We start from the raw sequence: 24,986 nt of genomic DNA on the forward strand, positions 1-24,986 counted from the left end.
GCTCAAAACTAAAGGCTCCCATTAAAGTAGAACTGCATATTGTCCTTCGTCTGGACCAATCCTGCAATCTCAAGTTCCGTTAATATAGCTAAAATGTTGCCAGTCTTAAAGTTACAATCCGCCTGAATTTCTGAAAAAGTCTTGCGGAATCCGTTGAACTTTGTAAAAATCATGGTGGCCTCCTGGGAAAGCTGGCAGCCGGTGTGGGCGAGATTCTGCAAAGAGGGAGCTTCCTGGCTATGGGCGGTCAAGGGAATTCCTGCCTGCACTCTCAGACTTTCCGGTAAAAAAATTGGCTTTGCCTTGCCGCAGTCCAAATAAAGATTGGGGCCGCAGGCCACTTCGCTGTCAAAATCTCCCGGCACGGCTAATAGCAACTTGCCCTCGCCAAGGCAGTAATCCGCCGTGATCAGGGCCCCGCCCTTGTTCTTGCTCTGTACCAGTACCGTAGCGCGGCTAAGACCGCTGATGATGCGGTTACGGGCCGGAAACATGCCCTTCAGGGAGGCCTGGTCGCCGGCGTACTCGCTAAGGATGGCGCCTCCGGATTCCAGGATGCGGCGGGCCAGGTCGGCGCGTTCTCCGGGGATTCTTGCGTCGATTCCCTGGGCGATGACGGCGATGGTGGGGAGGCCCGCCTCCAGGGCGGCTTCGTGGCAGTAGCTGTCGATGCCTTGAGCGAGCCCCGAGACGATGACCGCCTTGGTGCCTTTCAGGGAATGTACCAGCCTGCGGCAAAGTTCTGGGGCGGAACTGCCTGGACGTCGGGTGCCTACCATGGCAATTCCAATGGAGTCTTTTTCTGGCAGTGCGCCCTTGTAGAATAGGCGCTTTGGCCTCAAAGACGATTCGCCCAGCAGTAGCGGAAACAGTTTCGGTTCTAATTCCTGGCTGACGTACTCTTCGGCTTTTCTATTTTTACCCATATGAAGTATTCCTTTCAAGATCTTGTGAATATCATGGCCACCCTCCGCTCGGAAAATGGCTGCCCCTGGGACCGTAAGCAGACGCACCAGTCCCTGCTCCCCTACTTGGTGGAAGAATCCCACGAATATATCGACGCAGCCCAGGCCAACGACAAGGTTCACATGGCCGAGGAACTGGGAGATGTGCTCTTCCAGGTGGTATTCCATTCACAGGTCGCGAAGGACAATGGCGATTTCTGTATCGACGACGTTGTGCAGGGAATCTGCGAAAAAATGGTCCGACGTCATCCTCATGTGTTTGGCGATGCCAAGGTGGATGATGCCTCCGAGGTGACCCGTAGATGGGAACGCATCAAGGCTGCGGAAAAGAACAATCAGGACATGGTCGGCAAGTCCGCTATGGATAAAGTAAGCAAGAGCATGCCCACGCTGGCCCGTGCCCAGGAAATCCAGCGGCGTGCCGCCAAGGTCGGATTTGATTGGGTCGAGGCAGAACCTGTATTCAACAAAGCTGTGGAGGAATTTAGCGAATTCCGTGCCGAAATGCAAGCCTCCTCTGCGGAATGCAACAACATCGACCGCATGGAAGATGAGTTCGGCGATATCTTGTTCAGCCTGGTGAACGTGGCCCGCCATTGCGGCTTCAATGCGGCCCTGGCACTGGAACGGGCCAACACCAAGTTCGAAAAGCGCTTCCGTATCGTGGAACAGATGGCTCGCGACGAAGGCAAGGAAATGAAGGAGGAAACTCCTGAACGTCTGCAGGAATTCTGGCGCGCTGCCAAGAAGGCCACAAAGGTGCTGCCCTAGGCCGCCGATTTAATACAAATTGGAACGTTCTTTTTGGGAATAGGGGTTTAGCAGAAAAAGCTTCCGCTAACCGTTTTGCGAGGTATATTATTATCGTGCTTCCAATCTATTTCTGGTTCTAGAGAAGGGATGCCGGATCGAACCATACGGGTAGGAATAGATAGGAAGCACACTTGTTCTCTTCTAATTCCACTGAGTCCCGCGGGCTTGTCCCGCGGGGCTCTTGTGTATTTATGGGAGGGTGTCGGTAAAACACCCTTCCTTGTGTTGTGTACATGTGAAAAAGTCCCGCGGTTTCCCGCGGGACTTCTTCTAATTCTGAGTTGAACTCAATTAAACGTTTGGGGCCGTGAGCAAAAAAAGACCTCGGTATTAACCGAGGTCTTTTCAGCGAGAGTGAGGGCCTGCCAGAACTTGCATTCTGAATGGGCCCGAACGGTCTCCCTGTGAGCAAAAAGACCTCGGTATTAACCGAGGTCTTTTTAGCGAGAGTGAGGGCCTGCCGGAACTTGCATTCTGAATGGGCTCGAACGGTCTCCCTGTGAGCAAAAAGACCTCGGTATTAACCGAGGTCTTTTCAGCGAGAGTGAGGGCCTGCCAGAACTTGCATTCTGAATGGGCCCGAACGGTCTCGTTAAGCGCGTGCGCCAGCCTTGTCGCCGTACTTCTTGATGAGTTCTTCCTGGATGTTCTTGGGAACCGGAGAGTACTTGCAGAATTCCATGGTGAATTCTGCCTTACCCTGGGTCATAGAACGCAGGTCAGTTGCGTAGCCGAACATTTCGGACAGCGGAACTTCAGCGGTGATGGTGGTCATGCCCAGTTCTTCGTTAGTACCAGCGATGGTACCACGACGCTGAGAAACGTTACCAACAACGGAACCCTGGAATTCGGTCGGGGTCTGGATTTCAACCTTCATGATCGGTTCGAGGATCTGAGCGCCGGCCTTAGCGAAAGCTTCGCGGAAAGCCATACGAGCAGCAACCTGGAAGGCCATATCAGAGGAGTCAACCGGGTGGAATGCACCATCCTGAACGTCCATTTCGATACCCACAACCGGGAAGCCGATCAAGGAACCTGCTTCCATGCAGCTCTGGAAACCCTTATCGCAGGACGGGATGTATTCCTTAGGAATACGGCCGCCAACGACGGAGTTAACGAAGTTGTAAACCTTTTCGGAGTCGCCTTCGACAGCCATCGGACGCATTTCGCCGACAACCTTAGCGTACTGACCGCTACCACCGGTCTGCTTCTTATGAGTGTAGTCGAACTTGGAAGAACGAGTGATGGTTTCGCGGTATGCAACCTGCGGAGCACCAGTCTGGACGTCAACCTTGTATTCACGACGCATACGTTCGATGTAAACGTCAAGATGAAGTTCGCCCATACCCTTGATGATGGTTTCGCCAGATTCCTTGTTAACTTCAACCTGGAAGGTGGGGTCTTCCTTGGTGAAGCGGTTCAGGGCCTTAGACATGTTGTCCAGGTCGTCACGGTTCTTAGCTTCGATCACCAGTTCGATAACCGGGTTAGGAACGTGCATGGAGGTCATATTGTAGTGGTTCTTGCCATCGGTAAAGGTAGTACCGGATGCGCAGTCAATACCGAACAGAGCAACGATGTCGCCTGCACCAGCTTCGGTGATATCCACCATTTCATCAGCGTGCATACGAACGAGACGGCCAACGGAAACCTTCTTGGTGGTTGCCATGTTGGTGATCATGTCGCCCTTCTTGATGGTACCCTGGTAAACGCGGATGTAGGTCAGCTGACCATAGCGGTCGTTGACCAGCTTGAATGCGTAGCAAACCAGCGGTTCAGCATCTTCGGACTTCAGGACAACTTCTGCTTCGTTGTTGTCGATGTCCAGAGCCTTGTTTTCAACTTCGGTCGGGTTCGGGAGGTAGTCCACAACACCGTCGAGGAGCTTCTGGATACCAATGTTCTTGTGAGCGGAACCCATGAACACCGGAGTGATTTCGAGAGAAATGGTAGCTTCGCGGATGGTCTTCTTGATGAGATCCTTGTCGATTTCATCAACGCCATACATGCCTTCCATAGCCTTTTCCATGATTTCGTCGTTGTAGTCTGCGCAGCAGTCAACGAGCTTTTCACGGTATTCCTGAGCCTGGTCAACCAGTTCAGCCGGAATTTCCTTTTCGATCATGTCGTCGCCGTTGGCGCCTTCGAAGTAGTAGGCCTTCATTTCAACCAGGTCGACCACACCCTTCAGTTGGTCTTCGAGACCGATAGGAATCTGCATAACGCAGGGCTTGTGGTTCAGCTTTTCCTTGAGCATAACTGCAACGCGGAGCGGATTTGCACCGGAACGGTCGCACTTGTTGACAAACACAACGCGGGGCACATGATAGCGGCGCATCTGGCGGTCAACGGTAATAGACTGAGACTGAACGCCTTCCACGCCGGTAAGAACGAGGATAGCACCGTCAAGCACACGGAGAGAACGTTCAACTTCGATAGTGAAGTCCACGTGCCCCGGGGTATCGATGATGTTGATGGTGTCAGCTTCGCCAGACTTGGTGTGAGTCCAGCTTGCGAAGGTAGCAGCAGACTGAATGGTAATGCCGCGTTCGCGTTCGAGTTCCATGGAGTCCATCGTGGCACCGACGCCGTCCTTACCACGAACTTCGTGGATAGCGTGAATACGCTTGGTGTAGTAGAGGATACGTTCGGTAAGAGTGGTCTTACCGGAGTCGATGTGGGCAGAAATACCAATGTTTCTGTGAGTTGCAATGTTTTTCATTTTTTATTCCACAAATGGAGTTGATGTTATTTGAGTTGCGCGCAAAGATAGAAAAAAAAGGGGGTGGGGTCAAGGGCGGGGTATTTTTGGGGCCATTAAACAGCGAAATCCAGGCCTTTTTGACCCGGATTTCTTGAAATTTTTAAAAATAAAAGGTTTTTTATAGGTTTGCGGGACCGACCTGCTAACCCTATATATTAATCTTGGGGCTCGGCAGGTTCTGCATCCTGAACTTCCGGATCCTGGTCCGAAAGGGCCTTGAAGTAGGCAGCAGCCGTTTTTCCCACCTCGTTGGTGTCGTAGAAGGTGTAGGCTCCATTGCCGATGGCGCCGATGGCTGGGATGGCTCGGAGGGCCACTCGACCAAGCATCTTGGTAGAAACTTTCAGACCGATTTTCTGGAGGATCTTTTCCAGAGCGCTGAGGGAAAGCTTTTGCACGATAATGCGACTGCCGGTGCGGACTGCCAGGTCGCGGAGGAGGGAGGCGGCGCTGTGGCGGAAGAGGCACCAGACCATGGCTTCGCGGCTGAGGAGGGCTACCTTGCCATAAGTAGCGGCAATGTCGGAGACCAGCTGGGCCTGTATACGCCAGACGGAGGCAATGTCGGGGATGGAGGTCAGGACTCCGGTAAAGCCAGCGGGGATAGAAAGTGTGGCACTGACGGCTGCTGCCTTGATGGCTGCCTGCTGGGTCAGTTTCTTCACTTTTTCGCCGGGGTCGGCTGTTTCGACATAGAGGGATTCGGGAATCTCGGTAATCAGTTCGAAAAGAAGCTTGGAAAATTTATCCTTAAGCATGTCGGCGGTCTTGTCGTTTATTTCCATAGAGTCCTCTTGAATCCTTCTGGTGCAAAAAAATGTGAGTGCCCTTGAAATATACAATAGAATTTGAGGATCGTTCATGAAATGCGCAAACATCAGTGTCTTATTTTGCGGAGGTTTTCGTTTCGTTCTACGATTATCGGAATTCTGGAAAGTAATCTAATGGCGGTTTGACAGCGAAGTGGAAAGATTGCTCGTGAAGTGATGATTCTCACGTTTGTGAGAGTTCCCTTTAAGAATTTTCGTTTTGTACGATATATCTAAAAGAATGATTGATAGGACCCTTGTAGACATGATGCAACCTATAAACTGACTTTCAAAAAGGAAGATGGTTCACCCGACAATGCCATGGCAGAAAAGGTTTTTGACTGGTGCCGGAGCGAATACGACTGGTTCCTAGAGTGGGGCGATGCTCCTTTTGGCAGATCTTGATATTGAGAAAAGCTTTAGTAATTGTCCCGATGTTAAGGGGATGAAATTCCTTGGGATTATATTCGGGGCCTTAGAAAAGCCGATTTTCCTTGAAGAATGGGAGAAAGGTGCGAAGCCTGCTGCCAAGAAACCTGCAGAAAAGAAGGTGACAGCGAAAAAAGGTAACAGCAAAGAAATCGACTGCTGCGAAACCAAAAACCGCAAAAAAGAAATAATGGCTTAAACTGAAAAATCTCCGCCTCACTGGGGCGGAGATTTTTTTTGAATGTCTCGTTTTCGGATCTATTTATTGATGGACTAGAACAATACCTTGGCCAGGCCTCCGGCTAATCCAGGAAGTGTATAGCGCAGAGTCTTATCGCCCAGCCAGTATTCCAGGGCTTCATCAATCCACTGTCGTTCGCTGGTAATCTTGCGGATCACGATGTCGGTACCTTTATCGGTATCATCAAAGTAATAGTAACCGCGGAACTTGATTGGGAAGATTTCTCCATGGAGCAACACGGAAACGTCTGCAGTTCCTTTGTCTGAATCTATAGACACGGACTGGACATCACCGAACTTCTTGACTAGTTCGTGATTCTTGACGAAGGCTACCACAGCTTTGTCGCGGAGATTACTGAGCAGAGACATTGTTGTGAAGAGTGAATAGTGAACAGTGAATAGTTGTGAGCGATGAGTAATGAGCTGTGAGCTAAAGTTAGGCGCCTTTGTCGCGATTATCTAGCTGAAAGGAGCCGAAGGCTCCGTCCTCATACCTTGCGCCTCACACCTTTTCGATTAGCGGGGGAGGGTCAGAATTTCGATGCCGTCCTTGGTCTTGACCACGGTGTGTTCCCACTGGGCGCTGAGGGTGCCATCGCGGGTCACTGCTGTCCAACCGTCAGACAGAGTCTTGGTGCCGGGCTTGCCTGCGTTTAGCATGGGCTCGACGGTGAACACGTTGCCGGGTTCAATGAAACTGGTCAGTTCGTTGTTGCGGAAGTGGAACACCAGGGGCTCTTCGTGGAAACCACGGCCGATACCATGACCGCAGTAGTCTTGAACCACGCTGAAACCGTGTTCGTCGGCAATGTCATTGATGGCGTAACCGATGTCGTTCCAGCGGGCACCCTGTTCGCCTGCAACGCGGATGCCTTCTTCCATGGCGAACTTGGCGGTGTCCACCAGTTCCTGTGCTAGCTTGCTGACCTTGCCTACGGTAAACATGGCGGAAGTGTCGCCGTGATAACCTTGGAGGATGGTGGTGATGTCGATGTTTACGATGTCGCCTTCCTTAAGGATGGTCTTGGCGTCGGGGATGCCGTGGCAGATAACTTCATTGATACTGATGCAGGCATAGCGGGGGTAACCGTGGTAACCCTTACAGGCGGAAATGCCCTTGTGCTGACGGGTGTAATCACCGATGAATTCATCGATTTCCAGGGTGCAGACACCGGGCTTGCACATTTCGCCTGCGCGAATCAGGGTTTCAGCTGCCAGAGCGCCTGCGTCGCGGATCAGTTCAATTTCTCTTGCGTTCTTTACTTTAATCTTAGCCATTTTGAGGTGTGAGCTCGCGCTTCGCGCTTTGAGGTATGAGGTCGCTCGCGTTGCTCGCTTTGAGGTGAGATTTTAAGGAACTATGTGGTAGAGTTTTTGGATATACCTCAGAGGCTCCTTTAGGAGCCGACCTCATACCTCATAGCCCAAGACCTATTTTTTCCAAACATACCGGTCCAGCAGGTAGGCTAGGAGCATCTGCTGATCCTGGGTTCCGTTAGCCAGTTCCTTGGCCAGGGGGATGAAGTGGCTGATGCGTTCCTTGGCCTTCTGTCCACCGAAGTGCTTGCTAACCTCTTGCAGTTGCTTGAGGGTGCGTTCGCCAACCTTCTTGGCGATGGCTTCGTTGGTCAGAGGTTCCTGCTTGATGAAATTGATACCGAAGTCTGCTGCAGTCTTCTTGATTTCAATTTCTTCCACCGGGGTAATCAGGGAAATGCAGACTCCGCTACGGCCTGCACGGGCGGTACGTCCACTACGGTGTACGTAAACTTCATGATCGTCCGGGTGGTCGTAAACGATAACGTGGGTGACGTGGTCCACGTCAATACCGCGGGCGGCAACGTCTGTACAAATCAAGATGCGCAATTTCTTTTCGCGGAAGGCGTTTAGGGTCTTTTCGCGGAGAGACTGGCTAACGTCGCCAGACAATGCGCCAACGTTAAAACCGTAACCGGAAAGAACCTGTTCCAGATAGCTGACGTCGCATTTCTTGTTGCAGAAAATCATGCAACTTTCGGGGTTCTCATATTCCAGAACCTTGATGGTCATGGAATCCTTATCCATTACGTCGCAGGAATACCAGCGGTGTTCAAGATTGTTTGCGATAACCTTGTCATAAGACAGAGAAAGGAACTCTGCGGAGGGTCGCTGGAATTCGCGGGCCAGGCTCTTGACGGTCTGGGGAATGGTGGCACTGAACATGGTACAGGCCAACTGCTTGGGAAGATACTTGCGGATCTTCTGCATGTCGGGGTAGAAACCCATGGAAAGCATTTCGTCGGCTTCGTCCAGAACCAAGTCGCGGATGTCCAAAAAGTCTACGTTACCGCGCTGCACATGGTCCATCAGACGGCCCGGTGTGGCTACGATAATATGCACGCCTTCCTTAAGAGCCTTCAGCTGGGGTTCGTAAGAAACGCCACCGAAGATGGCCACAGACTTGATGCCTGTCCCTGCAGAAAGTTTCTGAACTTCGTCCTGCACCTGAATTGCCAATTCGCGGGTGGGCACCAGAATCAATGCCTGGGGAAACAGGTGGTCACGAACGATGACCTGCAAAAGGGGCAGCACGTATGCGCCGGTCTTGCCGGAACCTGTCTTGGACTGCACCAGCATATCGCGGGCGGCCAGCATATAGGGCATGGTCTTACGCTGGACGGGCATCAGGTCGGTCCAGCCGTGGCTTGCGAGAATGGCCTTCTGTTCGGCCGGCAGCATGTCAAAAGTATAGTCGGGGAGCTTGTGCTCGGGCTCAATAATATTAATCGGAGTCAAAAACGGATTGACTTTTGTTTCCTTGGAAACGTTTTCTTCTTTTACTTCTTCGCTCATAATGAGCGCAAAGTTAGAAAATTTTGTTCCAGTGGTATTCAATACCGAAGCTGATGAACCAGTCTACAGTGGATGCGCCAACTGTTGTGGGCTCCGCCGCAGCCTCGGGAGAGGGGTCTGTGTAGACATCGCGTCCGCGGCTAGAAATTCCTGTACGGACACTAAATCCATAATGGTCGAGGAATACGAATTGCCCACCAAAACCTAGTAGGGCTCCCTTATAGGCGTCTTCAAACTTGACTCGGGATTCGTAAGATCTAGAAGGCTTGCTGACCGTATTCTTGACCGCGATATCTTCGGAGTAGAAACTGTATTGGAAACCCAGGAAGGCAAAACTGTGAATGTCGAGCCATTTGAAAGGATCGAAGGATTTAGAAAACATGACGTTTAGACCGACTTCGTGTTGCGTAAAGTCCCAGTGGTCCAACTCGTTATATATGGTATCCCTATCATCTGTTTTTGCGGCGTGTTTGGAATAACGATAGAATATTTCGCCGCCGATAAAGCCGTACCAAGTTCCGCCTGCGTACAAAGTAAATAATGGTGTGGAGTCGTCAATGAAATTCCACAGAGAAACGGAATCCTTGGTGGTGCGGTAATTGTGAATGCGACTTCTTGTGTGGCTGTTGTACCAGCTGTCCGGAGTAAAGGGAATTTGGGCCTGGGCGTAACCGGCTGAAATACCGGCCCATGCTCTGAAATCGGGAACTTCCTTGTAGAAGTCATCGGGTTCGGTTAGCTTCTTGGCCCGTTCTTCCTTGCTGAGCCTGCGGGTTGTATTGCGGTCGAAAAAGGTGCCTGCAATGTCGTCGCCAAGGGCGATCTTGTCGGCTTTCTTTGGTACTGTTCCCGCAGATCTTGGTTCAGAAGAGGTCTCGTCAAAAATGGCAATCAGGAGCTCGCTACCCTTGTCCGAAATGAACATGACGATCTTGTCTTCGACAGACTGAATCTTTGCACTCATGGAAGGGTGTCGTGCCTTGAGGTGGCCCGACGTTAGACCCGGCTCGATGTTGGCGCTGAGCCAGCTTCCGTAACGGACCGCGATAGAGTCTCGTTCCCATTCGCCTAGGGTACGGCATTTGGGTTCGCCGATGCCCATGTTGGTTCTGCGGAGGGAAAGGCAGAACTCCTTGGGGTCGATGGGAAGTTCCTTATCGATGTTCCAGATAAGAATGTCTGCATTCTGCCAGAGGGTCCACCTGGAATCGAAGTAGACGTTGCCTGCATTGGCGATGGTTATGAAGACGAATAACAGCAAACCGATTAAAGAACGGAAGGACTTCATTTATTCACTCCCGTATAAAGGTTGCTGCGAATCTGTCGCACGGAGGCTCGAACAAGAAGCTCCAGGTCCTGCAAACTGAACTTGACAATGGGGTGCTGAATTTCATCGACGGCGCTAAACAGCGGACGTTGCTTCAGATTGTCCCATAAAGTGTAGGATACGATGGCGCTGATATTCTGGACTACGGATTTTTCCTGACTTTCATTGTGGATCAGGGCGTAATCAAAGTAGTCTTCCCGCTTCAGGTCGGTTCCGACGATAACTTCATGAATCAGTAAAATCTCGGGCGGCACTTTGCCTGCGCTGTCCTTGACGACGACTCCCTGTTCAGGAAGTTTGCCCTTCATGAAAATGCGGTCGTCCAGTTTCTGACTTTCTTCGGGGAAGCCGGCGAGGACTTTTTCCGAAAGGACATTCAGCTTGCTATATCCGCCGCGAAGTTCGTCCAGCATAATCTGGGCGCAGAATTCCGTTGACTTGATCTGGGTGCTGTCTCCAAAGTCAAGTCGCTTGGCAAACCAGCTGGTGCGTGTCAGGACAAATGCGTCCTGTACGCCGGCAACGGCCAGTTCCCCGTAGGGGGCCTTATGGTATGCGGGATGAGACTTGGTCCAATGATAACTTTGGCTGCACCCTACAAGAGTGCAAACCAGAATAGCTATCATCAGAACAAGAACATTTCTCATAGCGATATTAGCGTAAAGCGTAAAGGTTAAAGTGTAAAGAAAATCTTTCTCCTTTAACCTTCATTCTTTAACCTTTATCCTAAACAGCGCCCCACTGTTCACGGTAGGCGTAAACCTTTTCCAGGATGCCTTCCGGAGCGTTGATGGCCTTGCGGTTTTCTTCCTTTTCCAGGAAGGCGATGATGTCGTTGATGTTCACGATGGAGTGAGCTTCAATTCCGTATTCTTCCTGAACGGTCTGCAGGGCAGACTTGCCGTTGTCCAACTTTTCCTTGCGGTCCACGGAAATCAGAAGACCGATCACATTTGCGTTTTCGATGTTCTTGAGGATCTGGAGGGTTTCGTTCACGGAAGTACCAGCGGTAATCACATCTTCGATAATGACTACGTTGGTCTTTTCAGCATACTTGTAGCCTACCAAGGAGCCGCCTTCACCGTGGTCCTTCACTTCCTTACGATTGTAGGTGAAGGTCAGGTTCTTGGCGTACACGTCGGAAAGCTTCATGGCGGTAGCTGCGCACAGGGGGATGCCCTTGTAGGCGGGACCATAGAGGTTGGTTGCCTTGCCGTCAAAATGTTCGACGAAAGCGGCGGCGTAGAATTCTGCCAGCTTGGAAAGGGATGCGCCGGTACGGAATTCTCCGGTGTTGATGAAATACGGGGTGTTACGGCCGCTCTTGGTTACGAAGTCGCCGAACTTGAGGGCGCCGGATTCTACCAGAAAATGGACGAATGCATCAGTCTTTGTCATTTTAAAACTCGCTGTTTTTTATGGATATACAAAATTTGGGTTCTATGCGTTTGCCCCGGTCAGCATGGCGGCGATATTTGCAAAGACGCCAGTCTGTTCGGTCAGGATTTCTGCGGCAATCAGGATGGCTACCACCAGCACGCAGACTCCGATATAAACGTAGAAGGATTTCTTGAAACCCTTAATCTTAAGCTTGAAGATCAACCAGACTACAACGCTCAGCACGGCGCTGAAAACCCATGCGGCCATGGCGCCCAGGCTTACGCCGGGAATCATGTTGATGACATAGGTGAGGGCGATGCCCGGTGCGAAGTAGAAGAGGATGCACAGGACGCACAACAGGGCGAAACCCACATAGTGGGAAAATCCGCGTTCCCTCTGGACGATGACCTGAGGTTGTGTCATGGAGGGGTCGTAAGTCGGTTCTGCAACAGGTTCGGCAACCGGTTCCACGGGAGCAGTTGCGGCCTGGATTTCGGCTTCCTGATTTTCAACTTCCTGATTGTTCTGTTCTTCGGACATAATTCCTCCTTAGAGAATAAAGGTACGGCCGTTATAAACGAATACGCGATGTTCCAGCCAGAGCTTCAGGGCCTGGGACAGGGTGCGCTTTTCGATATCCTTACCCAGTTCCACCAGTTCATTGATGCTGGCGGTTTCGGGCACGCGCTGGATGTCCTGGGCGATAATGGGGCCCTGGTCCAGGTCTTCGGTTGCGAAGTGGGCGGTGGCACCGATAATCTTCACACCCTTGTTCCATGCCTGATGGTAGGGCTTGGCACCCTTGAATGCGGGCAGGAAGCCGTGGTGGATGTTGATGATGCGGTACTTGAATTCTTCGGTAAAGGCGGCAGAAAGAATCTGCATGTAGCGGGCGAGCACCACGGTGTCGGTCTTGGTTTCTTCGATAATTTCGCGGAAACGGTTTTCCGGAATGTTCTTGTCGGGATTAGACGGAACATAGTAGAAAGGCACGCCGAAGGAGCCGCCTACAGCTGCCAAGTCAGTGTGGTTGCCTACGATACAGCTGAATTCGCAGGGGAGATCACCGTCGCGGTGCTTCAGGAGCAGGTCGTAAAGGCAGTGGTCTGTCTTGGAAACGAAAATAGCGACGCGTTCCACCTTGGTGGTGTCGAAAAGTTTCCAGTTCAGCTGGAGGTGACCTTCCAAGGTTTCCAGATGCTTGCGGACTTCTTCGATATTTTCTGAATCTGCTTCGAAAACTGCACGGAGGAAGAACGTTTCGATGTCCTTGGCGGTATGCTGCTGGAGATCGATGATGTTTGCACCGGCCTTGGCAAGAACTTGCGTGGTGCCGGCAATAAGGCCCTTTTGGTCAGGGCAATGAATTTGCAAAATGTAACGTGTGATAGCCATGGATAAAAAGTTAAAAAATCCCTGTTGACTTTATTGTTTTGTTTACAAAAAACAGGCCCTTTTAGGCCGTTGTTTATTTTGGGTCCTTGTTGATTTTAGTTTATAAAAAGATGGTTTGAAAGTGTACCGAAAAATGCTATAATTATATCACAAATCTCTTTTGGAAAAGAAGGAACAATGAATTTCAATCGCATGATCAAGAGCGCTGTCTTTATGGCATTTGGCATGGCTGCAGTCTGCTCTTTTGCAATTCCTCCCAAGACTTGGGACGCTATTTACAACGCAGAAAACGAAGGTGATTACACTTCTGCAAAAATCGAAGGCGATATCCGCTTTGGCAAGTACACCCATTACAAGGCTGTGCAGCCGGTGTCCTTCAAGGTTGAAGAAGGTCCGTTCGCATTCTCTGTAGCCGGTAATCTGACTGTCGTTGCAGATAAAATTGAAAAAGAAAATTTCTATGAAGTCTGCGGCGAAACCAAGGAAGCCTGGATTTCCTATTTCAACAAGCCTCGTACTTTTGTAACTGGCAAAGGTAAGGAAAAGTCTGAAGTAGAACAGATTATCAATATTGCCGGTGTGGATCTGGCTTGCGGTAATGAGCTGTTTGCTGTGTCCGATCTTCGCATCAAGTTTACCAACGAAGCTGCCCAGGAAGCCTGGAAGAAGGAACTGGAAGGCCGCGAAAAGTACCGCCGCGAAAAGGTGGCTGAATTCCGCCTGGCCGAACAGGAAAAGCGTGCTTCCCTCCGCGAAGTTTCTGGTATGTTTACCGACCCCCGCGATGGTCAGGTTTATCGTACCATTAAGGTGGAAGGCCGTGAATGGTTTGCCCAGAACGTGAACTTCAACGTAGATGGTCATTCCTGGTGCTACGAAGATAAGGAATCCTACTGCATGCGTGGTGGCCGCCTCTACGATCTGGAAGGCGCTCGTAAGGCTTGCCCCGAGGGCTGGCATCTGCCCCGTGACCGCGAATGGCAGGACATGATTACTGGCCTTACCCACTGCTATGATGGTGTTGACAAGTGCGAAGCTTTTGCCAAGAAGATGAAAGCTACCACTGGCTGGCAGGGCGGTGGCGGTACCGATGAATATGGCTTCTCCGTATTCTCTTCCGGTTACCGTAAGATGATTGGTAAGTCTACCGTTCGTTACGAAGACATGGGTGAATACGCCGGTTTCTGGTCAGCTCAGAATGGTCGTAACGAAACCATCTGGATTTGGGCTATGGGCCGCATGAGTGACCAGATGGTCCGTCAGCTGGTTCCCAGCAAGACCAACGCCTACTCTGTCCGCTGCATCAACGGAAACTAGTATTGAGTTTTGAACAACGAGCGATGAGCCGTTGTTGCGAATAAAAAAAGAACCGCGGTTTGATCGCGGTTCTTTTTTGTTGAAGGTGCCGCAGGTTTTGGCTGCGGCTTCTGTATTACATGGAGCGAATCGGGAAGAGGCCCAGGAGGTCCAGGACGTTTTCCAGGACGATCTGGGTGGACTGCACCAGGAACAGACGGGACTTTTCTTCGGCGCTGCCGAGAACTCGGTCTTCGTGGATGAACTTGTGGGCGGCTTCTGCGATTTCCAATGCATACTGGGCGAGAACGCTGGGTTCGTCAGCGGCGACAGCGCCGAGAATCTTGTCGGCCTTCTTGGAAAGAAGGTTGATCAAGCTATAGGCGGCATCGTCTGCCAGCTGGTCGTAGTTCACGTCGGAAACGGGAACGGTGTAGCCGGCCTTGCGCATGATGCTGCAGAGACGGACGTGTGCGTTCTGGACATAAGGACCAGTGTCGCCTTCAAAGCTCATGACGGCATCCCAATCAAAACGGACGTCCTTCACGCGGCTGTTCTTCAGGTCGTTGAAGGTCAGTGCGGAAATACCGATCTGGCGGGCAATCAGTTCCTTGTTTTCCAGTTCCGGATTCTTGGCGTCGATGAATTCAAGAATCTTCTTCTGTGCGGCTTCAATGACGTCACGCAAAAGGCTTGCGGTACCTGTACGAGTCTTACCCTTTTCCCACTTGCCGTCCACCAGCTGGAGGATCACGCCAAAGGGAATGTGGTACATATTGGTGTACCATTCGCGGCCCATCTTCTTAAGAACATGGAATACCTGCTTGAAGTGCAGGGCCTGGCCCAGGTCGACCACATAGAGGCACTTGTCGAAGTTGTATTCCTTCATGCGGTAGTCGGCTGCGGCCAAGTCGCGGGTTGCGTACAAGGTAGAACCGTCGCTCTTGCGGATCAGGCAGGGATTCAGGTCGAATTCGTCCAGCATCACCACGTCCAGATCCTGGCTCTTGATCATCAGGTTCTTTTCGCGGAGTTCGTCGAGGATCGCGGGAATCTTGTCTTCGAAGAAGGATTCGCCAGTGTAATGGTCAAAGCCGACGCCCATCATGTCGTAGATGCGCATCAGTTCCTTCAGGGTTGCGGCCTTAAAGGCAGACCACAGGGTGCGGTAGAATTCATCGCCCTGTTCCAGCTTGGTAAATGCGGCGCGTGCTTCGTCTTCGAGACCCGGCTCTTCCTTGCATGCCTTGGAGAAGGCTGCATAAAGGATGTTCAATTCCTTGACTGTCAGGGAATCCAGGGTGGCCTGGTCGGTGGGACGATTTTCGCGGAGGTACATCACGATCAGCTTGCCGAATGCGGTACCCCAGTCGCCCAGGTGGTTGATTCGTTCGACCTTGTAACCGGCGGCCTTGTAAATACGGCTCAGGGAGTTACCGATCATGGTGGAACGGAGGTGGTGGAAAGCCAGTTCCTTACCGATGTTGGGGGAGCTGAAGTCAATGCACACGACCTTGCCGTTGGATTCCTGGTGGCCGTAGGCGAGACCCTTTTCGGCGATAGCTTCGAGAGTGGACTTTGCCAGGAAGTTGCGGTCGATAAAGAAGTTCAGGTAACCGTTCACGGCTTCCACCTTGGAAAGGCCGGCGGGCAGCTTTACCTGACCAGCCAATTCTTCGGCGATAATCTTCGGAGCCTTGCGCATGGTCTTTGCCAGCGAGAAACAGGGAAGGGTGAAGTTGCCGTGGGTGGTATCAGGCGGCACAGAGATAAGCTTCAGGGCGGCGTCGGCTTCGAATGCGCCGGTGGCTGCCAGGGCGTTTGCAATTTCTTGCTCAAACGAGTTCATTGTCGTCTCCAGACTTCTTGGTGGCTTCGCGAACGAAGTCGGCTTCATTCAGTTCTTCAATCTTGCCGTCGGCATACAGACGGTCCAAAGAAATTTCGGCGCGCTTTTCTTCTTCGAACAGGTGTACCATCAGGTCCAGGCCTGCGTCGAATACGGCCCAACGAACACCTTCCTTGTATTCCACACCAAGGGATGAAAGCTTGTTGGCCTTGAATTCCTTGTGGAGTTCATTGAGGATAGCCTGCATCTGGGCTTCGCTTTCGCAAGTAGCAACCAGGAAAAAGTCGGTTACGTCCTTGATGCCGCGAAGGTCGATAAGTTGCACGTTCTGGGCGCGCAGTTCAAAAAGAATGCTTGCTCCCAGCTGGATGGATTCCGGCAGGTCATTTCTTGTTGTCATTTTGTATTTCCCTCTTCGGGTTCGATGATTTGTTTAAAGTCTTTTCCGATATATACCGCTGCGTCTACCACGGCTCGCTTACTTGCCACAACCAGCACGTTGTCGGTCTTGAGCGCCCTGGCCAATGCCTGCGCGCCTTCCCATTCCGGATTTCGCAGCACGATGATCGTCTCGTCGTAATTCTGCAACCGGTCATTGCGGGAACTGACCACGTCAAAACCATTCTGTCTCAGGTAATTTCTCATGGAGGCAGCAGCACCCTGCATACCACAGCTGTTCAGGACTTCTACGTCGCCCTTGTAAGAGCGGACTTCCTGAACTTTCGGGGCTTCAACTTCTTCCTTGCACCCGAAAATTGCCAAACACGCAATGAGACAAAAAGGTATTCTTGCCAGTGATAATCGCATCAGTGACAAAAAATAGAATTTCTCCAGGGGGAGCAGGGACCGTCGTAGTATCTGTGAGGCCCATAAGCCTTAACTGCATCGTTTTCGTTTACCAGCATCAGGCGGACGCGGGTATTTTCGCTGGGTTTATACTCCAGGGCCACGTCGGGAAGGATGAAATCCACCTTTCCCTGACGCAAATCTTCCTTGGCGATGGGCATCCCGAAACGCAAATTGCTGTATAGCGGCATCCAAAGGCCAAGGTCGGCGTAAAGGTGCAGATCCGGGGTGAATTCGTATGCCAGGTGGGCCATGTAGGTCTGCTGGGCGAAACTGCCGAAGCTGCCGCCCACGAAGCTGACGGAGTAGCTGTAGCCCACAGACAGGGCCGGATCCAGCGAGGAATGGCGGAGCAGACGGTCACGGTCGAAACGTTCCCGATTCCAGGGGATGCCGCTTCGTGAGGCCTCCACGGGCAATTCTTCCACATAGACGGTGTCCACGATGGTATCCCTGGAAACCTCCACCGGCGAACTTGCTGCGGACGATAAGGCGAGCTGGCTCGCGACAATGGCGGTTAGGATACCCACATCCAGAATATAGAAAAGCTTGGAGGGGAGGCTTGGCTTTTATATAAGCAGAAAAGCACCCGCCAAGGCGAGTGCTCACAGCCATATGGTAAAAAGAAAGAAATTACTTCTGGACGATTTCGTTCTTTTCGTTCACGTGAACCACGGTGGGAGTCCAGCTCTTTGCTTCTTCAGGGCTCATGGTGGCGTAGGCGACGATAATCACCAGGTCGCCTGGCTGAACCAGTCGGGCGGCGGCGCCGTTCAGGCAAATCACGCCAGACTTGGCGGGGCCTTCAATGACATAAGTATCCAGACGGGAACCGTTGTTCACGTCAAGAACGCCGACTTTTTCGAAAGGGAGGATTCCTGCAGCATCCATCAAGTCGCGGGCAATAGTGATGGAACCTTCGTAATTGAGGTTGGCATCGGTAACTGTTGCGCGATGAATTTTGCTTTTGAGTAATTCTAGCTGCATTTTAAGCGCTTAGAACTTTACGCCGAAGAAACCTACAACACCCTGATCCGGAGTGGGGAGGATTCCATAGCTGAAACGGTTTGCGTCGGGATTGTTTTCCCATTGAGTGCTGAAGAATGCGTCTGCGAAAGACCAGATGTGTGCGCCGGCGACAGCCAGCAAGCCATACCACCAGTCAGAAGCGCCATCAGCTGCAAGATAAACGGTAACACCAATGCCAACTACTTCGAGAGCGTCCATCCAGATGGCCTTCATGGACTGATCGGTCTTCCACTGGTACAGGGACGGGAGCAGGAGGGAGAGGTAAGCATACTGCTGATCGCCAGAGTGATTGCGGTAGGAACGGTCGATATCTGCATCTTCCATGCCACCAGTACGCTGGTTCAGCCATTCTTCTTCGGAAACGCCCAGCTTTTCCCACGGCTTCTGGAGGTATTCAGAGGGGCGAACGCCAGTTTCAACCAGGTGGGTCAGCTTATCGCGAGACAGGCCTTCTTTCTTAGCCTGCTGGAATTCCCACTGGGTGAGACCAATTTCTTCGTAATTAAAACCAGCCCATTCATCGCTGGATGCGGTTGCTTCACCGACTTCTTCGGTGTCATCGGAGCCATAAGAGTAGGATTCTTCGTCGTCGGACTGTGCAAAAACAAGTCCTCCGCAGAGAAGCAGCATACTTGCAATTTTACACAATTTTGACATTTTCCAATCCTTTCTTAGCCCATTCACTCGAATTTAATGCCGGGGGAGGGAATCGAACCCTCACACTCTCGCGAGTACCGGATTTTGAGTCCGGCGCGTCTACCAATTTCACCACCCCGGCTAGGGGTACAACAAATATAGAACACTTTTCTTTTTTTGGGAGGCAGAAAAGCTAAAAAACCGCGATTTTATGTAAAATTATTTTCTCAAAAGGGGCTGGTACTCGATTTTTTGCTTTACCAGTTTGTCTGCGGCGAAGTCAATGGCCGCTTCCTTTGTCGCAAAGTGACCTGTATGCACCAGGTACAGGATCTTTTCGCCGCGGGGCTGCTCCACGATAGTGCAGGCAATTTTCTGCTTTTTCAGGTTGTTCACCATCAAGTCCGCATAGGCCTTTACGCTGTAGGCGCCCAACTGGAGGATCCAGTATTCTTCGGAAGGCTTGTCGGCTGCCGGGGCTGCAGCGGGTGCTGGAGTTGCTGCGGGGGCTACAGCCGGAGCGCTTGCTTGAACTGCAGGTGCCGGCTGGGCGGCAACAGGTGCTGCGGGCTTGGTTGCTTCCACTGCGGGTTTAGGAGCTTCTGCAGGCTTCGGACTTTCTGCCGCGGGTTTTACTTCTGCAGTCTGAGTTGCCGGAGCGGGTTGCGCCGCAGGCTGGGTGGTCGGCTGTGCAGGAGCCGCAGCTTGTACAGGGGCGGTGGCTTGCGTCGGGGCAGGTGCTGCAGCCTGTGCTGGAACGGCAGGTGCTGTTGTGGCGGGTTGTGCCTGTGCGGGAGCTTCGGCGGCTTCAGTCTTTGCCTTCTGCATGGCGGCCAGGGAATCAGGATTCTTCAGCAGTTCGCAACGTTCCTTCAAGTCTTCGTTGCTGCTCTTTGCCTTTACTGCGGTACAAACCTTCTGGAGTACCACGTTGTGGTGGGGCTTGGATGTCTCGATGGCGTGGATCAGGTCCTGGGCGGCCAACTCGTACTTGCCCAGGTAAAGGCGGAACTGGGCGCTGGTCATCATCAGGTCCGCGTACAGGGATTCCTGGGGGCTAACCTTCTGGACCAGACTATCAAGGCGCTTGCCTGCCTTCTTGAAAGAGGCTGCATCGCCGGTTTGAGAAAGGGCGAGGATGTTCCACAAAAGGCATTCTGCCTGCTTTTCCTTGGGCTGCATGGGGCATGCCTTTTCGTAGGCGCTTGCCGCTTCTTTCCAGTTGCCGGAAACATAGGACTTCTGTGCGTTTGCCAGGGCTGTTGCTGCGTCCTGTGCGCTAACGCTAATTGCGGATAAAAGAATTGCTGCTAGGGTTAAATGCTTGCTAATGTAATTCATCCTGATGCCTTTTTTAGTCCAATAAAATCTTAATCGTCCAACAAGGTGCCGCGAAGGGTCCAGCCCTTCATGTCGTCAATTTTCACCTTCACGTAGTCGCCGGGCTTCACGATGCGGGTGGGCTTGAAGATGACCTTCTTGAAGTTGTCGGTCTTGCCCATCAGTTCATTTTCGTCACGGCTGGAGCTTCCCTCCACAAGGAGGGTTTCGGTGCGGCCGATCATGAGCTGGTTACGCTTGGCGGTAATCTCGTTCTGCAAGGCTACCAGGCGGGTGTGACGTGCCAATTTTTCTTCGGCGGTCAGAGTTTCCGTTTCCTTGTAGGATTCAGTTCCCTTGCGGGGGCTGTAGATAAACATGTAGGCGCTGTCAAACTGGCAGGCCTCAAAGGCCTTCATGGTGTCTTCGAAGTCTTCGTCGGTTTCGCCAACGAAACCGCAAATCACGTCGGTAGAAATGCCGTACAGCGGGTCCTTGCTGCGAAGCTGCTCAATAACGCTCATGTACTGTTCCATGTTGTGCTGGCGACGCATCTTCTTCAGCATGGCGTCGCTACCACTCTGGATAGGAATGTGGGCGTAGTGGCAAACCTTGGGATTGTTCAGCAGTACGTCGATTAGTTCGTTGGTGTAGTGCCTCGGATGGGGGCTGGTAAAGCGGATTCGCTGAATGCCGCCAATCTCGGACACGCGGGTGAGCAGGTCTGCAAAATTGTGGTCGCCATTCTTGTAGGCGTTTACCGTCTGGCCCAGAAGCATGACTTCCGTAATGCCCTTGTCTGCGGCCTTCTGAACTTCCGCCAGAACGTCGTCCATGTCGCGGTACTTTTCGGGGCCGCGGAGGTAGGGCACAATGCAGTAGCTGCAGCGCTTGTTGCATCCACGCTGGATGGTAACGAAGGTACTGAAGTCGTGCTTTACCTTGGCGTAATCGCCGATGTAGTTCTGGGTGATGTCTTCGTCCAGGAACATGCGGTGATGGGTCTTGTGCAGCGGGCTATCGGGACCTGCCAGCAATAGCTCGGGAATATTCTTGTATTGGTCCGGACCTACGACGTAGTTTACCACCTTCAGTCGCTTGAGAATTTCCGGGCCGCGGTTCTTGGCCATGCAGCCGCAAACCACCACCTTCAAGTCTGGGTTGGCTTTCTTCAGCTTGCGGTACTTGCTGATGTTGGCGAATGCGGTGTCTTCTGCCTTTTCGCGTACGGAGCAGGTGTTGACGATGATGAAATCGGCTTCGGTAATGTCGCCGGTTTCCATACAGCCTTCCATGTCCAGCTTCTGGGCTATGAGGGCCGAGTCATATTCGTTCATCTGGCAGCCGTAAGTGGCCAAGTAATATTTCTTCATGAGGATTGCAGTCTGCTTATGGTTTTAACGGCGGGTAAGATAGAAAAATTCAGTGTGTGGGCTGCTGCGCGGGGTGCTTGCGAGGGACTTTTCTGCGGAGGATGAGGTGTTTTCCCGAAAAATGGGCTCCATTGGGAGGGAAAGTGGTGATTTGGAGTCCATGATTTTGAATAAATTAGTTGAAAATGGGGCGGTTGAGTAAACTGTAGGCCGGACATTGGACTCCAATATGACCAATATTGTTTATTTGGAGTCTATATAAATACCCATAACACAAAATCTACTATAGACAAAGTAATTTTATGGGCTCCATTTGCCTACTAACTGACTATTTGGAGTCCAAAAATCATCGAAAACTCATTTTGCAACCGTGAAAAAGCTGTTTTTACGAGGCGATTTTTGTAAATTCGTTTTGTGCGTGAGTGCGCACTATTTTGTATATGGCCCATAACCAAAGGTATTTATGAAGACTTTGGAACTTTTACCGCCAGATACAATTCTGGCGTCAGTCCAGAAACGTGCAGAAGAACTGCTCATTATTATAGAGGAAAAGATGCGCTCTTTAAGTAAGGCGCCAGCGGGGCGAATCAAACTGATTCGTCGTGGCGGGAACATTCACTGCTATCATGTGACAAGTTCAGCAAAACCTGCCGGTAAGTACATTCCCGTTTCGGAGCAAAAATTCATCAAGGCGCTTATTCAGAAGGAATACGATCAGACGGTTTTAGCGGAACTGCAATACCAGCTAAAACTGATAGATAATTTCATAAAGAAGTATAATCCTTCTATGGTGCGGGAATTATTCGGATCCCGCGGAGAATTGCGTCGCGGTTATATCTCTCCGGTAACGCTATCCGATGAGGATTATGCGGCCCGCTGGCTTGCCCAATCATACAAGTGCAAATCATTTCGTGAAGGGGAGCCTGAATTTCTCACCAGCCGCGGGGAACGTGTCCGCTCCAAGTCTGAGATGATTATTGCAGACATCCTGGCGAAAAACAACATTCCTTACAAGTACGAGCTCCCTCAGCAAATGAAGGCCGCGGGCGGCAAGCTGATTCCGGTCTATCCCGATTTCACCTGCGTGAATCTCCGGACTCGTCAGGAGTTTTTGTGGGAGCATTTAGGACGTATGGATGATTCGGACTACTCGATGAAAACGGTGATGAAATTGCGCACCTACAGCAAGAACGATTTTATTCCTGGCAAGAATCTGATTCTGACCATGGAATGCGATGGCATCCCGCTGGATCGTAAGGAAGTGGAAGCCCTTGTAAAAACCTTTTTGCGGTAGACCGCGGCTCTCGTCGTCCGAGCTTTCTTATATTATGGACATGGCCCGTTTCTTCTACAAATGCTTAGGTCGTTTTGCCCTTATGACTGCAGCCGCCCTGTGGGCAGGTTGCGACAATGCTGAGAAGAGAGAATCTGTAAAGGAGGAGCCTGCAAGGGACATTTCTTCTAGCTCCTTGCTGAAAAAAGAAATCAAGGATTCCAAGTATCTTCCAAAACAAGAAAGTATTGTTGTCCAGGGAACTACTGTTCTCTACGGAACGATGCCTGTTGTTGGGGATTGTCTTTATGGTTGTCATACACCGATTGGCGAATCAAAAGCGAAAGGGCTAGTGAAGAAATTGACTGAACGGGATCTTAAATTTGAGGGATCTCTTTCTGGTGAGCATCTATCTAAAATTGTATGTCCACGAACACAAGGTCTTCGCCATATCTACAATAAGTTCTTAAAAAAGAAGCCTGGATTTGAAGGCCGCTTGGTGTTGCAGCTGACCATTGCTCCTGACGGCTCGATAACCAATGCTGTCGTAAAATCATCAACCACTGGTTATGACGATTTTGACGCAGAAATAAAGACGGCTGTAAGTCGTTGGAAATTTGAAAAATCCGACGGAATCACCTCTGTGACCGTTCCGTTTGAATTTTCGGAATCGTCGGATAAATAGGGCTGAGCGGCCTATTATACCAGCTTCAGCAAGTCCTTGATGTGCCTAATGGTATAGCGGGGCTCCAGGGGCAAAAGATTTTCGGGACGGCCGAAACCTTCCAGGCAAATAATGCTGTCGATGCCGGCGTTCTTGGCGGCCATTACATCGGGAGTGTCGTCCCCGATCATTATGGCTTTTTCCGGGGCGACGCCCAACTTCTCCAAAATCGCGTAAATGCCGCCGGGGCCGGGCTTGCGTTCCGGTGTGGTGTCTCCGCAGAGGTAAGTGACAATTTTGTCCGCGGCGTCCCCCTGCACGGAATCCCCGTTCCCAATTAATCCAAATTTTTCCAAAATCTTCTTTGCCGGTGCCACGGGCTTGTTGGTCAGCATGGCGGCGATTTTCTTACCTTCGCCGCGACTTTCGCTGCTACAAATCCAGTCTATAAATTCAAGCACACCTTCGTAGGGTTCCGTGTCGATGGTGCAGTGATCCCAGTAATAAGCGGAGTAAACTTTCAGCACTTCATCGATTTTAGCTTCGTCAAAACCTGCGCCTTCTAAAATCGCATTTACCGCTTCCTTGTCGCGAACGTCCAAATGTTCGGCGCTGCTCTTACCTGCAATGGGTTCGCCGGCGGTTTTGCCCGCACCGAACATAATGCCCGACGCTACAGACCTGCGAATCAAATTCCTGGATCCGTTGCCGATGCAACTTCTTACATTGTCCTTTGAAATTTCCTGAATGCCGAACTGCTTTAAGGCGAAATTCACCGCCGGAGCCAAATCCCCCAAGCTATTGAACATGGTGCCGTCCAAGTCGAAAATGAACAGTTCCTTGCGGGCCAATAATTCTTTCAGTTCTTCGCTGCTAGTCATTTCAAAAGCTCTTTGATTTTTTCTTTGACGATTTCGAGATTGTTGTTGGTAAGAATGGGTATCAAACTATTGATTTCTTCAATGGATTTGTCCCACCATTTCCATTCTAGCATCAGGTTGATGAGTTCGTCGTCAAAACGTTTGCGGATGGGTTTTGCTGGGTTCCCTGCGACAATGGTGTAGGGGTCTACGATTCCTGAAACAACACTGCAAGCTCCGATGATTGCGCCATCCCCAATTTGTGTTCCCGGGAGGATTGTCGCATTCTGACCAATCCAAACGTCGTTGCCGATGACTGTATTCCCCTTGAAGGGCATGTCCTCTGGCTTTGGCGGAGCCATATCCCACCCTTCAAGAGTGTAGAAGGGGAATGTGGACACGGAGTTCATTTGATGATTGGCGTCGTTCATGACAAACTCAACACCCGCTGCAATCTGGCAGAATTTTCCGATAATCAGCTTATCTTTGCTCCATGGGTAAAAATGGGTGACATGACTTTCGAATTCAGAATCAGCTATATAAGTAAAATCCCCAACGATGATGTTTGGATTTTTGATGGAGGGTTTTACGTAGATTTCTTTATCGTATCCGGCGATGGGATGAATATTGTTTGGATTCGGATTCATATCAGCTATCAAAAATAAAAAACTATTTTTGCATCCATCAAAAGCTGCTTGGTTTATGTCTAAATTCATAGATTATATAGCCTTCCAGTTCGGAAATCCCCGAGGTTTTGTGGGAAAGGCTTGCTGCCGTTTCATCCGTCAACAGGTGGATTTTGAGAATCACCAGGTCAAGAATATTGTAAAAGACAAAAGCTTTGTGGTTATTTACACCAAGACGTAAAAAGTTTGTATATTCATGC

27 protein-coding genes and 1 tRNA gene are annotated in these 24,986 nt (G+C 51.1%); 6 read left to right on the top strand and 22 right to left on the bottom strand.

Going from position 1 to position 24,986, the window contains the following annotated elements; genetic code table 11:
- Positions 1-8 precede the first annotated feature (8 nt).
- Positions 9-926: a DNA-processing protein DprA gene (locus BUB38_RS00650; protein ID WP_073155650.1), complete on the bottom strand. Its 918-nt coding sequence runs from the start codon at positions 924-926 to the stop codon at positions 9-11.
- On the opposite strand from BUB38_RS00650, the gene mazG reads away from it, so the two are divergent.
- Complete coding sequence (mazG, locus tag BUB38_RS00655; RefSeq protein ID WP_073155653.1) at positions 927-1,736, top strand: nucleoside triphosphate pyrophosphohydrolase; 810 nt, start codon at positions 927-929, stop codon at positions 1,734-1,736.
- Between the two features lie 634 nt (positions 1,737-2,370).
- Here the strand turns inward: mazG and fusA are convergent.
- Both fusA and BUB38_RS00665 read right to left on the bottom strand, forming a co-directional pair.
- Positions 2,371-4,500: an elongation factor G gene (gene fusA, locus BUB38_RS00660; RefSeq protein WP_073155656.1), complete on the bottom strand. Its 2,130-nt coding sequence runs from the start codon at positions 4,498-4,500 to the stop codon at positions 2,371-2,373.
- Positions 4,501-4,697: 197 nt separating this feature from the next.
- Entirely contained in the window at positions 4,698-5,327 is a 630-nt protein-coding gene (locus tag BUB38_RS00665; RefSeq protein WP_073155659.1) for an EcsC family protein, read from the bottom strand.
- Between the two features lie 415 nt (positions 5,328-5,742).
- Between BUB38_RS00665 and BUB38_RS00670 the strand changes: the two genes are divergently transcribed.
- Positions 5,743-5,979 (top strand): hypothetical protein, encoded by a 237-nt coding sequence (locus BUB38_RS00670; RefSeq protein WP_139258142.1) that lies wholly within the window; start codon positions 5,743-5,745, stop codon positions 5,977-5,979.
- A gap of 74 nt (positions 5,980-6,053) precedes the next feature.
- Here BUB38_RS00670 and BUB38_RS00675 read toward each other — a convergent pair whose 3' ends face one another.
- The 8 genes from BUB38_RS00675 to purU form a co-directional block, all read right to left on the bottom strand.
- Positions 6,054-6,389 carry a hypothetical protein gene (locus BUB38_RS00675; RefSeq protein WP_073155664.1) on the bottom strand — a complete coding sequence of 112 codons (336 nt, stop codon included), beginning with the start codon at positions 6,387-6,389 and terminating at the stop codon, positions 6,054-6,056.
- A gap of 147 nt (positions 6,390-6,536) precedes the next feature.
- On the bottom strand, positions 6,537-7,298 hold the full coding sequence (gene map, locus BUB38_RS00680) for a type I methionyl aminopeptidase (RefSeq protein ID WP_073155667.1): 762 nt from the start codon (positions 7,296-7,298) through the stop codon (positions 6,537-6,539).
- A 153-nt stretch (positions 7,299-7,451) separates the two neighbouring features.
- Complete coding sequence (locus BUB38_RS00685; RefSeq protein WP_073155670.1) at positions 7,452-8,852, bottom strand: DEAD/DEAH box helicase; 1,401 nt, start codon at positions 8,850-8,852, stop codon at positions 7,452-7,454.
- Positions 8,853-8,865: 13 nt separating this feature from the next.
- The gene (locus BUB38_RS00690) at positions 8,866-10,140 is read right to left on the bottom strand and encodes a hypothetical protein (RefSeq protein ID WP_073155672.1); all 1,275 of its coding nucleotides are present in this window, start codon (positions 10,138-10,140) and stop codon (positions 8,866-8,868) included.
- On the bottom strand, positions 10,137-10,826 hold the full coding sequence (locus tag BUB38_RS00695) for a hypothetical protein (protein ID WP_073155675.1): 690 nt from the start codon (positions 10,824-10,826) through the stop codon (positions 10,137-10,139). The genes BUB38_RS00690 and BUB38_RS00695 overlap by 4 nt, the downstream gene beginning before the upstream one ends.
- Positions 10,827-10,905: 79 nt before the next feature.
- Positions 10,906-11,577 (bottom strand): orotate phosphoribosyltransferase, encoded by a 672-nt coding sequence (gene pyrE, locus BUB38_RS00700; protein ID WP_073155678.1) that lies wholly within the window; start codon positions 11,575-11,577, stop codon positions 10,906-10,908.
- 42 nt (positions 11,578-11,619) lie between these two features.
- A complete protein-coding gene (locus BUB38_RS00705) occupies positions 11,620-12,099 on the bottom strand; it encodes a hypothetical protein (protein WP_073155680.1) in 480 nt (159 codons plus the stop codon).
- 9 nt (positions 12,100-12,108) lie between these two features.
- Positions 12,109-12,954, bottom strand: coding sequence for a formyltetrahydrofolate deformylase (gene purU, locus BUB38_RS00710; RefSeq protein ID WP_073155683.1), 846 nt, complete (start codon positions 12,952-12,954; stop codon positions 12,109-12,111).
- A 177-nt stretch (positions 12,955-13,131) separates the two neighbouring features.
- On the opposite strand from purU, the gene BUB38_RS00715 reads away from it, so the two are divergent.
- Positions 13,132-14,271, top strand: a complete 1,140-nt coding sequence (locus tag BUB38_RS00715) for a fibrobacter succinogenes major paralogous domain-containing protein (RefSeq protein WP_073155685.1) — start codon at positions 13,132-13,134, stop codon at positions 14,269-14,271.
- A gap of 115 nt (positions 14,272-14,386) precedes the next feature.
- On the opposite strand, the gene argS is transcribed toward BUB38_RS00715, so the two are convergent.
- From argS to miaB, 9 genes are all read right to left on the bottom strand, one after another.
- Complete coding sequence (gene argS, locus BUB38_RS00720) at positions 14,387-16,099, bottom strand: arginine--tRNA ligase (RefSeq protein ID WP_073155688.1); 1,713 nt, start codon at positions 16,097-16,099, stop codon at positions 14,387-14,389.
- Positions 16,086-16,499, bottom strand: a complete 414-nt coding sequence (gene rsfS / locus BUB38_RS00725) for a ribosome silencing factor (RefSeq protein ID WP_073155691.1) — start codon at positions 16,497-16,499, stop codon at positions 16,086-16,088. The genes argS and rsfS overlap by 14 nt, the downstream gene beginning before the upstream one ends.
- A complete protein-coding gene (locus BUB38_RS00730) occupies positions 16,496-16,861 on the bottom strand; it encodes a LytR C-terminal domain-containing protein (RefSeq protein WP_073155694.1) in 366 nt (121 codons plus the stop codon). The genes rsfS and BUB38_RS00730 overlap by 4 nt, the downstream gene beginning before the upstream one ends.
- Before the next feature lie 44 nt (positions 16,862-16,905).
- Entirely contained in the window at positions 16,906-17,475 is a 570-nt protein-coding gene (locus BUB38_RS00735) for a hypothetical protein (protein ID WP_249505360.1), read from the bottom strand.
- A gap of 103 nt (positions 17,476-17,578) precedes the next feature.
- Entirely contained in the window at positions 17,579-17,932 is a 354-nt protein-coding gene (gene panD, locus BUB38_RS00740; protein WP_073155699.1) for an aspartate 1-decarboxylase, read from the bottom strand.
- Between the two features lie 9 nt (positions 17,933-17,941).
- Positions 17,942-18,631, bottom strand: a complete 690-nt coding sequence (locus BUB38_RS00745; protein WP_073155702.1) for a hypothetical protein — start codon at positions 18,629-18,631, stop codon at positions 17,942-17,944.
- Between the two features lie 37 nt (positions 18,632-18,668).
- A tRNA-Leu gene (locus BUB38_RS00750) sits at positions 18,669-18,752 on the bottom strand.
- A 77-nt stretch (positions 18,753-18,829) separates the two neighbouring features.
- Positions 18,830-19,951: an SPOR domain-containing protein gene (locus tag BUB38_RS00755; RefSeq protein ID WP_073155704.1), complete on the bottom strand. Its 1,122-nt coding sequence runs from the start codon at positions 19,949-19,951 to the stop codon at positions 18,830-18,832.
- A 29-nt stretch (positions 19,952-19,980) separates the two neighbouring features.
- Positions 19,981-21,303 (bottom strand): tRNA (N6-isopentenyl adenosine(37)-C2)-methylthiotransferase MiaB, encoded by a 1,323-nt coding sequence (gene miaB / locus BUB38_RS00760; RefSeq protein ID WP_073155707.1) that lies wholly within the window; start codon positions 21,301-21,303, stop codon positions 19,981-19,983.
- Positions 21,304-21,766: 463 nt separating this feature from the next.
- Here miaB and BUB38_RS00765 point away from each other — a divergent pair, with 463 nt between their 5' ends.
- On the top strand, positions 21,767-22,597 hold the full coding sequence (locus BUB38_RS00765; protein WP_073155709.1) for a hypothetical protein: 831 nt from the start codon (positions 21,767-21,769) through the stop codon (positions 22,595-22,597).
- A 40-nt stretch (positions 22,598-22,637) separates the two neighbouring features.
- Positions 22,638-23,261 (top strand): AgmX/PglI C-terminal domain-containing protein, encoded by a 624-nt coding sequence (locus tag BUB38_RS00770; protein WP_158535479.1) that lies wholly within the window; start codon positions 22,638-22,640, stop codon positions 23,259-23,261.
- 14 nt (positions 23,262-23,275) lie between these two features.
- Here BUB38_RS00770 and BUB38_RS00775 read toward each other — a convergent pair whose 3' ends face one another.
- The gene (locus tag BUB38_RS00775; protein WP_073155715.1) at positions 23,276-24,121 is read right to left on the bottom strand and encodes an HAD family hydrolase; all 846 of its coding nucleotides are present in this window, start codon (positions 24,119-24,121) and stop codon (positions 23,276-23,278) included.
- Positions 24,118-24,747 carry a CatB-related O-acetyltransferase gene (locus BUB38_RS00780; RefSeq protein ID WP_073155717.1) on the bottom strand — a complete coding sequence of 210 codons (630 nt, stop codon included), beginning with the start codon at positions 24,745-24,747 and terminating at the stop codon, positions 24,118-24,120. Before BUB38_RS00780 ends, BUB38_RS00775 begins: the two co-directional genes overlap by 4 nt.
- 55 nt (positions 24,748-24,802) lie before the next feature.
- Here BUB38_RS00780 and BUB38_RS16205 point away from each other — a divergent pair, with 55 nt between their 5' ends.
- Entirely contained in the window at positions 24,803-24,967 is a 165-nt protein-coding gene (locus BUB38_RS16205; RefSeq protein ID WP_175547623.1) for a hypothetical protein, read from the top strand.
- Positions 24,968-24,986: the final 19 nt, after the last annotated feature.

The sequence above is a fragment of the Fibrobacter sp. UWH5 genome (assembly GCF_900142505.1).
In the GTDB taxonomy this organism is placed as follows: Bacteria; Fibrobacterota; Fibrobacteria; order Fibrobacterales; family Fibrobacteraceae; genus Fibrobacter.